Genomic DNA, 13,884 nt, shown 5'->3' with positions numbered 1-13,884 from the left:
CTCTTTCCTGCTGTGCTGAGTATCACAAATCGCGGTTAGATTTCTTAAGGTCAAGGATCTGATTAAACCATATTTGGCATAGGTAATAAACCGCGTAGGCTGTGAAACTACCGATGAATAAAATCGTAACTGGATAAAAATAGATTAGCGTGAAACACACTCCCACAATGACCAATAAAAGAATCGTTAAGACTGGATTCATAAGTGAGAAGAAAAAGGCATTCCGAATAATGAGTTTCCAGTTTAGTTCAAAATGTACCATAATCGGAAAAAGATATATGGATAACGAACAGAACAACAAAATGCCAGTAACTAAGATGATATAAAGAATAAGTTGAATAATCGAGGATTCTGGCTGAATGAGACGATAATCAAATAACAAGAAAATGCCGATCACAATCCAAAGTACCGAAAGGATTGAACTTTGTTTAAAATTTTCCTTTAACATTGCAAAGAAATTTTTAAACATACCGTCCGTCTCGTTTTGTAATATTCGTTTTCGAACAACACCAAACAATGCTGCAGTAGCTGGGAAAAAGGTAATTAAGGGAAGCGAAGTAATGAACCATAAGAAATTTAATAGAAATAAATCTACTACTGTATTCAATATCTGAAATAATCTACTATTAAAAATTTTCATTCTAGTATCCCCCAATTACCATTTCTCTTTATTACCGCCAAATTGATTTTAAAATATATAACTCTAACGAATGTAACTTAACTTCACCATTTTTCACAAAGAGTTCCATTTGTTTATTTTCTTCGTTTGGAAAGATGAGGTCGGTGATTACGGACTCTCCGTCATTTCCAAATAATTCTATCGAAGACCGATCAACAAAAATATGAAATTTTATCATTTTTTGTGATATAAGATTGCTATCATGTTTTCCGGCGAAGGAATCGTGGAAAGATGCCTCACCTGATTTTGTTCGATCTACAAAGAAACTTTTATTTTTAACATCATACCCAATGATCGTTTCTTCCTTGCTGTTCTTACAAACCTTGAACCCAAATTCCGTTGCAGAGCCTATTTCAAACTCCGCAATGATTTCGAATGTATTACTATTAACGTTGGATAAAAGATTTCCACCAGGTTTTACTGCTTCGTTTCGTAATGATACATTTTCAACCCGAAGACCTTGTAATTCACGAATCGGGCTTTGTACAAGACGAATACCTTCTTCAGTGGTCTTTAGTTCAAGGACTCTAGGAATAGTCATTGCACTTCGCCATTCTTTTGTGGGGGTTACATTTGCATAGCGCCAGTTACTCATCCAGCCAATATAAATCCTTCTCCCGTCTTCGGCTGGAACATCAGACCAACTAACTCCCGCATAATTATCACGCCCATGGTCAATCCATAAAATCGTTTCCCGAGAGGAATCATTTACAAACGAATTACCATCAAAATTACCAATAAAATATTGCGTTCTAGAGCCTTCCTGTAAGCTAGGATCATCACCTATACTGACAAATAGCACCCACTTTTTCTGATTATCATCACCATCAACAGGTAGTTGAAATAGGTCGGGACACTCCCATACACCATCATGTGATCCATGTCCTTCACCAAACTCACTGGCAAACTCCCATGAAGTTAAATTTTTTGAAGTATAAATTCTAATGGTTTGGCCAGCTGCTAATACCATTACCCAACGATTGGTGTCACGGTGCCAGAACACCTTTGGATCACGAAAGTCTATTATACTTTCCTCTTGAAGAACAGGGTTTCCCACATATTTCGTCCATGTACGTCCATTATCTTTGCTAAATGCAATACTCTGACGTTGTCTTGGATGATTAGAATCTGGATAAGTATCTGCATGTGTGAAAATGGCTACTAAACCTAATTTCCCATCAAAAAAGCCACTAGAGTCGTTCCAATCCACGACGGCACTACCTGAAAAAATCATTCCATTCTCATCTGGTGCCAAACCGATTGGAAGGTGTTCCCAATGAACAAGATCTTTACTTACAGCATGTCCCCAATGCATTGGACCCCATGTAGTTCCATTTGGATGATATTGATAAAAAAGATGATATTCTCCATTATAGAACACCATCCCATTTGGATCATTCATCCAATTACTCGCTGGTGAGAAGTGATATTGTGGACGGTATTTTTCGAGATAATTCTGTTTTTCTATGACATTATTCATATAATTTCGTTCTTCCTTTCATTCATAGTCATTCCATGAATAACTATTATTCTCTTTCAAAAAATTAACCAGTTGTTCCCTTGATGGGATACTCGGGATTCCACCTTTCCCTTCTGTTGTAAGTGCTCCCATTGCATTTGCAAACGTAACTATTTCTTCAAAATCAGCATGATTTAATAAATCTAAAGATTTTTTCATAGTAAGTAGTTTATATAAGGCACCCCCAACGAAGGCATCGCCTGCTCCAGTTGTATCCACTACATTTGCTTTAAATCCCTCTTTGTTGCCATAAACATGCTTGTTTCTATAAAAGCAGCCATTCTGTCCTAAGGTAACAAAGATAACAGATGTACCATACAGTTCCTGTAAAATTTCTGTCCCTTTTATCACATCACGATAACCTGTCAAAAATTCGAGTTCTTCCTCAGACAGTTTCACGATGTCTGCATACTCAAATCCCTTTTTTATTTGCTGCTTAGCCTCATCAAGCGAGCGCCATAGAGGTATACGCAAATTAGGGTCATACGAAATCAATACTTTATGTTTTTTTGCAAATTCTAACGCAGTAATAGTTGCTGTCGCTGAAGGCTCATTTGTTAATGATAATGATCCAAAATGAAAAATCTGAGATTGTTTTATCGTCTCCTCATTGATTTCATTTTTATCCAGCAAAATATCCGCTCCAGGATTTCGGTAAAAACTAAAAGATCGGTCACCTTTCTCGTCTAAATGAACAAAGGCTAAGGTTGTATTTACCGTTTCAGAGAATAAGAGATTACTAGTATCAATGTTTAGGTCTTGCAGAACACCCTTCAAAATGTGACCAAATTGGTCATTGCCCACTTTCCCAATAAACGCCGTTTTCATATTTAATCGGGATAGTGCAACCAATACATTGCATGGTGCTCCTCCAGGATTTGTTTCAAATAAGATATTTCCATGATTAGAATGGCCTGTAGGTGTGAAATCAATTAATAACTCCCCTAAAGCGGTAACATCATACATATCTATCATCCTTTTTCTGCTTATTGAAAGGCTGTGTTAAATTTGTCTGTTGATTTGCGCTCCACTAAGGAAAGCTTCTTAGAATAATCATCGCAGTGACGGGCGTTCTTTGCCTGTCACGAGGCACTTCGCTTTCCGCAGGCGTTGCGGTGAGCCTCCTCGGCGCTAGCGCCTGCGGGGTCTCACCAGCTCCGTACTCCTGCAGGAGTCTTCGTGCCTTCCGCGCAAATCAACAGAGTGCAAATATCAACATTTAGCTTTTACACAGCCTATTGAAAAGAAAAGCCAGACGGGTAGGATGTCTGGCTTTATAAGAATTATTGTTTGTTATAACGATCCAAGCCTTTTTGGTAAACATCCATTAATTTTTCAAGTCCCATATCGTTTAATTGCTTAACATACGCACCCCATTCTTTCTCAATTCCACCCTCTACCAACCATTGAGCTTCTTTTTGCTTCACAAAAGTTTTGATTTCTGGCTCAATCGTGTTAATAATTTCTAGTTCTTCTGGGCTAAAGAAGATAGATGGATAGTTTTCTTGGACCATATGTGGCTTGTAATACTCATCAAGAATGGCTAATCTCTCTTTTGCTCTTGGCTCCATGTCTACCACACTGCCAAAGTGATCTTTCAAGACAACAAATGGACCACCTGGGGCAACCTTTTGACGTAATTCACCCATTGCAACACCGGCAGGAAGCTCTTTATTTACTAACATACCATTTGCATCTTCCTCATATATTTCACCGATTGGACCCCAGTTAACTTGGGCAGACATTTTTGGTTCATACAATTCATCCACCCAACGCATTGTTAACTCAGGGTTTTTGTTCGCTGACGTAACAACAAATGCATCTCTGCCATACTCAGAATAATTTGAACGGCCAATGACAATCTTGCCATCTTTACCCTTTAAAGGCGGTAAAACAACGTAATCCTTCACTCGATCGGTTCCGACAACTTCAGTATTTTCCCACCAGATGAAAGAGCCTAACGTCGGATCTTCTGTCTTCCCTTTTGCAAAAATTTGTTCCGTTTTTTGCGTTGCTACTTCAGGGTCAATTAAACCTTCTTTCACCCAGCCATTATAATAATTGATCGCTTCTTTAAATTCTGGCTGTACTGCTGCATAGATTACTTTTCCATCTCTCACGACGCGATGATCTGCTTCAAATGATGAATCTGGCAAGCCAAATAATCCAATTAGGTCTCCCTCGTTACCGCACCAGCCGTTATACCAGAAAGTTAAACCGATTTCGTCTTGCTTTCCGTTACCGTTCGGATCCTTTTCTTTAAATGCTTTTAACACATCATGGTATTCTTCCAATGTTGTTGGCATTGCAAGACCAAGTTTATCTAACCAAACTTTATTAATAAACATAATGTTAGGCATTCCAACTAAATCCATTTCTTCCGCACGTGGTAAGGAATAAATATGGCCATCTGGTGCGGTTACAACTTTTTTCAAATCCGGTCTTTGCTCAAATAGTTTCTTTAAATTAGGTGCATATTTGTCGATTAAATCTTCTAGTGGTATAATAGTACCATTCTGACCATACTGTATGAGGTCATGATCACTAAATCCTGACGCATAGAACGCATCTGGCAGGTCGCCACTTGCCAGCATTAAATTTTTCTTTTCTTGGTATCCATCACCAGGGATATTATTCCATTTAATCTTAACGTTCGTTGCTTCTTGAAGTCGGTCAAATATGACCATTTCTGAATAATCAGGTGCTAAGGCTGCCTTTGGTGAAACAATGTTTAACGTAACTTGTTTATCAACAATCGGTAAACCTGTTTCATTAAAGGCTACCTTTTCTGCTTTATCTGATCCTGCGGACTCATTGTTGGTACATCCAGTCAAAGCGAGCGATGCAGTTAATCCTAAAACCAAAGCCATTGATACTTTCTTCTTGTTCTTCACCATTCTTTTTTTCATTGATTTAAGCATTTTGTTTCCCCCTCAATTTTATAAGTTTTTTTATTAACCTTTAATTCCGCCAATCATAACACCTTTAACAAAATACTTTTGGACAAAAGGATATACGATTAATAGCGGAACAGAAGCAACAATAATTACACCATATTTAATCAATTCAGAAACTCTTTGTTTCGCTGCTAACGAATCTAGATCACTAATCATCATGGTTGATGCCTGATTTTGAATTAAGATATTTCGTAATATTAACTGCAGCGGATATAAGTTTTCATTATTCAAGTAGATTAGTGCATCAAAATAGGAATTCCAGTGGCCAACTGCATAGAATAACACCATTACGGCAACAATCGGTTTGGATAGTGGCAGGACAATCTTCGCAAAAAATTTCGCATCGGAACATCCATCCATTTTAGCCGCTTCTAAAAGTTCATTTGGAATACTAGTTTCAAAATAGGTTTTGGCTACAATCACATTCCAAACGGCTACTGCCTTTGGTAAGATTAGCGCCCACATTGTGTTAAGTAAGCCTAGATTTTTCACTACTAAATAAGTAGGAATTAACCCTCCTGAGAAAAACATCGTCATTAGAAATAAGAACATGAACACGTTTCTTCCATATAAATCTTTTCGGGATAAGGCGTAAGCTGCCATTAAAGTAAATCCTACATTTACGAACGTACCAACAACCGTATAGATGATAGAGTTCTTATAACCGAGCCAAATCTTACTGTCTCTGAATATCCGTTCGTATCCTTCGAAAGTGATTTCTTTCGGCAGCAACCATACCTTCCCTTCGTAAATCATATTTGGATCACTAAAGGAAGCAATGACGATAAAGTACAATGGATACACTACCAAAATTAGAATCATCGCAGTCAGAAAAACATTTATGATATCAAAGACACGATCTTCCTTAGATCTTCTTGTAATCTTCTTATTCTTCAATGCTAGTAAACTCATGATTGTTGCACCCCCCTTACCATAATCCTGTCCCTGATAATTTTTTCGAAAACTTATTAACAGCTATTAATAAAATTAAGTTAATCACTGCATTAAATAATCCTACTGCAGCAGCGAAACTATATTGTGCTTGTTGTAACCCCATTTTGTATACATAAGTTGGTATAATTTCTGCTGACGGCTGATTCATAGGCGTTTGTAAAAGGTAAGCCTTTTCAAAGCCGATATTCATAATGCCGCCTACGGACAGGATTAATAAGATAACGGCCGTTGGCATAATGGCTGGTATATCAACATGAAAGATACGCTGCCATTTATTTGCTCCATCCATTACTGCTGCTTCATGTAGTTCAGGGCTGACCCCTGCAAGTGCAGCCAGGTAAATAATCGCGGCCCATCCTGTTTCCTGCCAGACTCCGGATGCTATGTATAATGGTTTAAACCATTCTGGTTTTGCCATAAACGATATCGGATCTCCGCCAAATAACAGAATAATATTATTAATCAAACCGTTATTCGAAAAGAAAACAAAGATCATTCCTGCTAACACTACTACCGAGATAAAATGCGGCGCATATACTACGGTTTGAACAAAACGTTTGTATTTCTCGCTTCTAATTTGATTTAACATAAGTGCTAGGAATATCGGAAGAGGAAAACCAACGATTAATTGGACCACACTAAGTCCGAGTGTATTTTTAATCAGTGTCCAAAATTGAAAGGATTCAAAAAACCTTTCAAAATGTTTAAATCCTACCCACGGACTTCCCAAAATCCCTTTTGTGGCTACAAAATCTTTAAATGCAATTAGAATGCCATACATTGGGAGGTAATGAAAAACAATAAAATAAATTAATGCGGGTAATAGAAATAAGTAGAGCTGGTAATTACTAAAGATCTTTTTAAACTTTAATCCTCTTTTTACTTTGGCAGGTGAATCGATAACAGAATTTGCCTTCCTTGCCATTTCCATATCCTTGCCTCACTTTCACGTTTATTTTGTTATTTCTGCGCCTCTTATCATTTTTGAAACGTTTCCAAAGTGAAATAAAAAAATTTGGTCTATAATGTTATTCTCACATTTTATAAAAAGTACTCGCTCAATCTACAATACTGGCAAATTGAAACGTTTCCATTAAAGACCAAAAAATAAAACCCTACGTCGTTTCTCCTCTTCTAAACATGACAGGTATTCGATAAATCTCTTGCTCTAACAATTCTCCCTCAATCTTTCTTAAGAGTAGTTTTACAGACATCCTTGCCATTTCTTCGACTGGCTGTCGAATCGTAGATAAAATAGGACGAAACAGCTTATTATCTTGGATACCATCATATCCGATTACTTTAACATCCTCTGGAGTTCGTAACCCATATAGCTTAGCTTTATCAATATATTTAGCAGCAAGTATATCAGTATTAGCAAATATTCCATTTACGTTCTGGTGGTGAGGCAGATTAAAGAAATTTTCAAAGAATGAATTGTCTTCATATACTTCATCATGTTCCTCATAGGTACTGAATTCGATCCCTTGTATCTTTGCCTCATCAATAAAACCTGACTTCCTTAGTAAAACTTCACTATAAGCTGAACTTGTTACCCCTAAGTAAGCCACTTTTGTAGCCCCGGACTTCACTAGCTCCTGTAAAGCAATCCGACCGCCTGTATAGTTATCAGAAGTGACGCAAGTGATTTTTTTTCCCAAATGCCGGTCCAAACTAATAATCGGAATATCTGTACTGACACTATCTTCTATATCATTATAGGTAATGCCTATAATACCGGCTACTTTATTTTGATTGAGCATATCTAAATAATAAAGCTCCTTGTCAGGCCTGCCACCACTATTGCAAAGCATCAATTTATAGCCTTCCCGATCCAGCTCATCTTCAATATAATAGGCAAGTTCCGAGAAAAATGGATGCCATATACTCGGAAGCAATAATGCAACCATTGTTGATTTTTGCATTTTAAAGTTTCTTGCTACTTCGTTTGGAACATAATTTAATTGTTTGATGGCTGCATTTACTTTCTCACGTGTTTTGGACTTTACGGCTGGATGATTGTTTATGACTCGTGAAACAGTGCCAACTCCAACCCCCGCTAGTTCCGCAACATCTTTAATACTTGGCACTACCATACCTCCAGTAATAAAGTGATTTATTATTTTTGTTTTGGAAACGTTTCACTATTTCCATAAACCTATAATATCACCATATTGGAAGCGTTTCAACGTTTTTTTCAGAAAAATAAAATAAATTCCATTTTATGATAGGATTTATTCTTTTAACGCCTAAGCAACACCGTCCTTATTATTAGAAAGTTAGCAGAGCAGCAAGTTACCAAACGATTGATGTATTCGAATTAGCTTTATCTACATCAAGCGATGACGCAGAATGAACAATACGCGTATCCACGCATGAACCATTAACTACAACTTTTCGATTCGAAGCCCTACCATAAATCTTGGTATTAGTCACCCAGTTTCCATTACCACCCAGAATTAAGATACGAGTGTCATTTTCTGGTTGGTCAGAATTGATAGATGACGCAGTGATATGATTATCATTTCCATCAACATGAATCAGTCCATAAAGACCATCACGACCAATAGGGTCCGGTAACCAGTTACCCGAAGATCTGCGCGCCTGGACTTTTCCAGAAAACAAATTTCCATCTCCTTTAATAATAACAGCACCAGTATAGTAGCTTTGGATATTATTTCCTGTAAACGTACAATTTTTGGCTCCTTTAGCTTCTAAACATACATGTCCATCAGGATAGATGTTGTTACCTACTATATTTGCCCATTCAGGATTTTCTAAATATACACTTCTTCCTCCCGGTTGTGATCCAAAGTAGTTATTGGCTACTAATAATTGCTGAGAAGAACCGAGTGAATGAAGTCCATCATGAACTTCTGAAATCCAACAGCCTCTTACTGTGCATGCGTCAGCTCCTAATAATCGTAAACCCATACCCACGGCGATTATTGAAACACCAATAATACGAACTGCATCATTATCATGTTCGATATTAACAGCAATTTGACCTTTATCTGTGGCACGACCTTGAATCAAAAAGTTTTCCAGTTGAATCGAAGATACTCGTGGTGCTCCATCACGTTTTTCAGAAATGATACCTATTGTACATCCATCACCTAATACAAGTTTACTTCCCCCACCTGGATGATCTAGACCTGGTTGTTCTTCGACATCGACATGCGAACGTGTACCCGCATTAACGCCTCTGATTGTCACATAAGAGCGATTAATTTTAATTTTGTCATAAATCCACATTTCTCCTGCTGGTAATTCAATGACTCCTCCTGATGGAGGCATAGCATTAATAAGATCATTAATAATATCTGCGTTGCGACGAAAAGTGGGGTCATTTAACTTTGCTCCATAATCTACTGGGTTTAGTGTCATAGTTTGAGGAGTGAGAGCACTTACTTTTTTTACCTTAAAAGGAAAACCGCTTAAAAATGTTAATAACCAAATAAATAATCCTAATATAAAGTTCCGTCGTTCTATTAAATTTGATTTTTTAATAGACTTATTTGTTTCCATATTACCCCTCCTACGGAATTTACGTATTGTCAAAACTTTAATAAGAAATAGGCAATAAAATACCCGCTTGAGGGCTTTTCAAGCAAAAAAAATTGCCATCCCCTGAAATCTAAGGGTAATTTAGGTTACAGCGATTGCGTGGAATTACCCTCCTAAATAGTGGATAAATTCTTGATACTTATTTAGTTTTCATAGACTTTTGACCCTACCGAAATTTAATTGATAAAAACGATACTCCATAGCAAGACAAATATTGAGGGACGCAAGTGTTAACGCTTACAATTCCGTTACTGTATCACCTCCCTTAAGAAGTTCTATTGTGAGTCATTTTCCTAAGATGTGCGTGAATCATTTTGTTTAATCCTCTTGATAGGAACTTCATTTTGTTAGCGGTTTCAAATATGTGGTAAGTGTTTTTCGTGGTTTAATACTCTGTTAAATCTGATTAAATTTGCTTGAATTTGAATGTTCTTGATTGAATTTGATTATATTATGCTTCTCGATAACTGTCAATTTATTTAATGAATTGAGAAAATTATATTAATAATGTTAAAGGTTAACTTTTCTCCCTATTTACACCTAATTACCTTTTTAATTCCCTTTGCGTTTTTAAAATTTTTAAACTTTAATTCTGTCATTTTCAAAAAACATTTTATAAAAAACTTATTTTTGTGAAACTCGATGTAGAGGTAAAAATTTCCAAAAGATTGTTTTATAAGAATTCCAATGATAAGAGTCTTAAGTTTTATAATTAATAGATTCCATTTCATTAGCGAAATTGAAAAAACACCTCTGTTATTACAGAGATGCGAAATTTAATGTTTTTTGGACTAAAAGAAATTTCTTTAACTACATTAGTTCCATCTAAGAACCGTTTGGTGTCTATTTCCGACTTCTTTGTTCAATTTCCAACTTTTTTATCTAATTTCGACTTTTTTGTAAGTGAACATCCTTATTGATTTGTAACTTCTTCAATAATGGCAATTGTCATTTCTGCAAGCTTGTTTAATTCTTCAATCGGCATCCGTTCATTGGTAGTATGAATATCTTCATAACCGACAGCCAAGTTAACAGTTGGAATATTAAAGCCTGCAATAACGTTGGCGTCACTTCCGCCGCCGCTATGCTGTAATTCACAACTGCGACCAATTTTTGCTGCTGCCTTACGTGCAATCTCAACTACTTGATCGCCTTCGCCAAATTTAAACCCAGGATACATTACCACAACTTCAACTTCAGCTCTTCCGCCCATTTCAGCGGCTACTGTTTCAAAGGCTTCTTTCATTTTTGCCGCTTGAGCCTCCATTTTTTCAGCAATAAGGGAACGTGCTTCGGCAAGAATATCTACACGGTCACAAACGATATTCGTTTGTGTACCGCCTTCGAAGCGGCCGATATTTGCAGTTGTTTCTGAGTCAATTCTGCCTAATGGCATTCTCGCAATCGATTTTGCTGCAATCGTGATCGCTGAAACTCCTTTTTCAGGTGCAACACCAGCATGAGCAGTTTTTCCGTAAATGACCGCTTTAATCTTAGCTTGGGTAGGAGCGGCAACCACAATATTACCTACTAAACCATCACTGTCTAAGGCATAGCCATACTTGGCTTTCACCAAGGAAGGGTCAAGTGCTTTTGCCCCTACAAGGCCAGATTCTTCACCCACCGTGATAATAAATTGGATTTGTCCATGAGGAATATTTTGTTCTTTTAAGACACGGATGGTTTCAAGCATTACTGATAAACCAGTTTTATCATCAGCACCTAAGATAGTTGTTCCATCTGTGACGACATAGCCGTCTTTTATAGTTGGCTTAACACCTCTTGCTGGAACGACTGTATCCATATGGGAAGTGAAGTATATAGGATCAACACCATCTTTAGTGGCAGCAAGTGTACAAACTAAGTTACCTGCTCCATGTCCTGTTATAGCGGTTGTATCATCTTCGAAAACATCAAGACCTAAATCTATAAACTTTTGTTTTAACACTTTTGCAATTTCAGTTTCATATTTAGTTTCAGAATCGATTTGTACAAGCTCTAAAAATTCATTTAAAAGACGTTCATGATTAATCATCTGAATAACCCTCCGTTTTATGTACTCACTGTACAAGTATACTCCTTCGGATACTTGTCTTCAAATGATTGATTAAAGTGGTATATTCCCGTGTTTCTTGAACGGTCTAGATTCTTTTTTGTTTCGAAGCATTTCTAATGCTTGGATTATTTTTATCCTCGTTTCACGCGGGTCAATGACATCATCGACCATCCCTCTGCTAGCCGCCACATATGGATTGGCAAACTTTTCACGATATTCTTCAATTTTCTGTTGTCTAACCATTTCAGGATTATCACTATTTTGGATCTCTTTCGCAAAAATGATATTAGCAGCACCCTGTGGGCCCATTACGGCAATCTCAGCATTTGGCCAAGCAAAGACTAAGTCAGCTCCAATAGACTTGCTATTAAGGGCTACATATGCTCCTCCATACGCTTTTCTTAAAATAACAGTCAGCTTCGGAACAGTTGCTTCCGAATAAGCATACAGGATCTTTGCACCGTGGCGGATAATACCTCCATGCTCCTGTTTAACTCCTGGGAAAAATCCAGTTACATCTTCAAAGGTAATAATCGGGATATTAAACGAATCACACGTACGAATAAATCTTGCTGCTTTATCTGAGGAATTGATATCAAGCCCCCCCGCCATAACCTTAGGCTGGTTGCACACAAGACCGACACTTTCACCTTTAATCCGTGCAAAACCAACAACAATATTTTTCGCAAAGTTTTGTTGAATTTCCATAAATGAGTCCGCATCCGCAACTTGTTCAATTACTTTTCGAACGTCATAAGGACGAATAGCATCAAAGGGGATAACATCCGTCAAGTCTGGACGGTAATCATTTTCTTCGTGTACCGGAAGACGTGGAGGCTTTTCTTCATTATTTTGCGGAAGATAGCTGAGAAGCTTGCGAACATCTTCTAATACTTCCTGCTCGGAAGCAGCTTCAAAATGCGCATTTCCACTAATACTATTATGAACATGAGCACCCCCAAGGTCCTCAGCAGATATCTTCTCACCCGTTACGGTTTCAATTACTTTTGGACCTGTAATAAACATTTGGCTTGTTTTTTCAACCATAAATACAAAATCAGTAATGGCAGGTGAATAAACAGCACCACCGGCACAAGGTCCCATGATGACAGAAATTTGCGGAATTACCCCAGAATAAATGGCATTCCGATAAAAGATATGACCGTAGCCGTCTAGTGAAACAACACCTTCTTGAATTCGTGCTCCTCCAGAATCATTTAGGCCAACAAACGGTGTTCCGTTTTTAGCAGCTAAATCCATTACATTGGAGATTTTTTTTGCATGCATTTCCCCTAGTGCCCCGCCGAACACGGTAAAATCTTGCGAAAATAAGTAGATTGGCCGGCCATTTACTTTTCCATATCCGGTTACAACACCATCTCCAGGACCTTTCTGTTCATCTAGACCAAAATCATTCGTTCTGTGCTCAATGAATGGACTTAACTCAACGAATGATCCTTTATCTACTAATAGCTCAATTCGTTCTCTTGCTGTTAATTTCCCCTTCTCATGCTGTTTTTCAATTCTTTCGTCACCGCCTCCAAGCTCCACTTCCCGGCGTTTATCATATAATTCATTTATTTTCTCGTAGATGTCTATCATTTACCCCTTCACTCCTTCTTTTCGCATAGCTCGACCAATACTCCCGATGCTGACTTGGGATGCATGAAGGCAATATGTGCCCCTCCAGCACCAATCCTTGGCTCTTCATCAATCATGCGAATCCCGTTTTCTTTCATCTCTAGTATTCTTTCTTCTATAGAGTTAACACCCAAAGCAATATGGTGCATCCCCTCACCACGTTTTTTAATAAATTGGGCTATTGTACTTTCCTCTGATGTTGGTTCTAAAAGCTCCAGTTTCATTTCCCCTGCTTTCAGAAAGGCAACTCTAACCTTTTGACTTTCTACTTCTTCTATCCCCAATAAAGGAAGCTTGAGGACCTCTGTATAAAAAGGAAGTGTGGTCTCAATCGAACGTACAGCAATTCCAATATGGTCAACTTTTTTAATCATTAATACCCCTCTTTTTTTAATAATTTAAATAGTTTTGACATCTACCATATTCGCTAAAAAATTCATAATTCCTTCCCAAAATGAGAGCTTGTTCCATTGTTCAATTCTGCTTTTCCCTGTAAAATATAAGAAAAGCT

The 13,884-nt window shown here is 37.5% G+C and carries 11 protein-coding genes; all 11 read right to left on the bottom strand.

Features of this window, described 5'->3' with window-relative positions:
* Positions 1 to 22: 22 nt before the first annotated feature.
* Positions 23 to 640, bottom strand: coding sequence for a YesL family protein (locus ABC255_RS09050; RefSeq protein WP_412992895.1), 618 nt, complete (start codon positions 638 to 640; stop codon positions 23 to 25).
* 31 nt (positions 641 to 671) lie between these two features.
* Positions 672 to 2,159, bottom strand: coding sequence for a glycoside hydrolase family 32 protein (locus ABC255_RS09045; protein WP_412992893.1), 1,488 nt, complete (start codon positions 2,157 to 2,159; stop codon positions 672 to 674).
* Positions 2,160 to 2,177: 18 nt separating this feature from the next.
* Positions 2,178 to 3,164: a PfkB family carbohydrate kinase gene (locus ABC255_RS09040; RefSeq protein ID WP_412992891.1), complete on the bottom strand. Its 987-nt coding sequence runs from the start codon at positions 3,162 to 3,164 to the stop codon at positions 2,178 to 2,180.
* Between the two features lie 317 nt (positions 3,165 to 3,481).
* Positions 3,482 to 5,119 carry an ABC transporter substrate-binding protein gene (locus tag ABC255_RS09035; protein ID WP_412992889.1) on the bottom strand — a complete coding sequence of 546 codons (1,638 nt, stop codon included), beginning with the start codon at positions 5,117 to 5,119 and terminating at the stop codon, positions 3,482 to 3,484.
* A gap of 33 nt (positions 5,120 to 5,152) precedes the next feature.
* Positions 5,153 to 6,067: a carbohydrate ABC transporter permease gene (locus tag ABC255_RS09030; protein ID WP_412992887.1), complete on the bottom strand. Its 915-nt coding sequence runs from the start codon at positions 6,065 to 6,067 to the stop codon at positions 5,153 to 5,155.
* A 16-nt stretch (positions 6,068 to 6,083) separates the two neighbouring features.
* Positions 6,084 to 7,034, bottom strand: coding sequence for an ABC transporter permease (locus ABC255_RS09025; protein ID WP_412998518.1), 951 nt, complete (start codon positions 7,032 to 7,034; stop codon positions 6,084 to 6,086).
* A 190-nt stretch (positions 7,035 to 7,224) separates the two neighbouring features.
* Positions 7,225 to 8,199, bottom strand: coding sequence for a LacI family DNA-binding transcriptional regulator (locus tag ABC255_RS09020; RefSeq protein WP_412992885.1), 975 nt, complete (start codon positions 8,197 to 8,199; stop codon positions 7,225 to 7,227).
* 205 nt (positions 8,200 to 8,404) lie between these two features.
* Positions 8,405 to 9,496 (bottom strand): NosD domain-containing protein, encoded by a 1,092-nt coding sequence (locus tag ABC255_RS09015; RefSeq protein ID WP_412992883.1) that lies wholly within the window; start codon positions 9,494 to 9,496, stop codon positions 8,405 to 8,407.
* Between the two features lie 1,093 nt (positions 9,497 to 10,589).
* Positions 10,590 to 11,711 carry a tripeptidase T gene (locus tag ABC255_RS09010; protein ID WP_412992881.1) on the bottom strand — a complete coding sequence of 374 codons (1,122 nt, stop codon included), beginning with the start codon at positions 11,709 to 11,711 and terminating at the stop codon, positions 10,590 to 10,592.
* A gap of 72 nt (positions 11,712 to 11,783) precedes the next feature.
* Complete coding sequence (locus ABC255_RS09005) at positions 11,784 to 13,334, bottom strand: acyl-CoA carboxylase subunit beta (protein ID WP_335530772.1); 1,551 nt, start codon at positions 13,332 to 13,334, stop codon at positions 11,784 to 11,786.
* An 8-nt stretch (positions 13,335 to 13,342) separates the two neighbouring features.
* Positions 13,343 to 13,747 carry a methylmalonyl-CoA epimerase gene (gene mce, locus ABC255_RS09000; protein WP_335530770.1) on the bottom strand — a complete coding sequence of 135 codons (405 nt, stop codon included), beginning with the start codon at positions 13,745 to 13,747 and terminating at the stop codon, positions 13,343 to 13,345.
* Positions 13,748 to 13,884: the final 137 nt, after the last annotated feature.

It is taken from the genome of Neobacillus canaveralius (assembly GCF_047237705.1).
Classification (GTDB): Bacteria; Bacillota; Bacilli; order Bacillales; family Cytobacillaceae; genus Neobacillus; species Neobacillus niacini_K.
The sequence above is the reverse complement of the archived record's forward strand: the minus strand, read 5'-3'. Positions and strand labels throughout refer to the sequence as shown.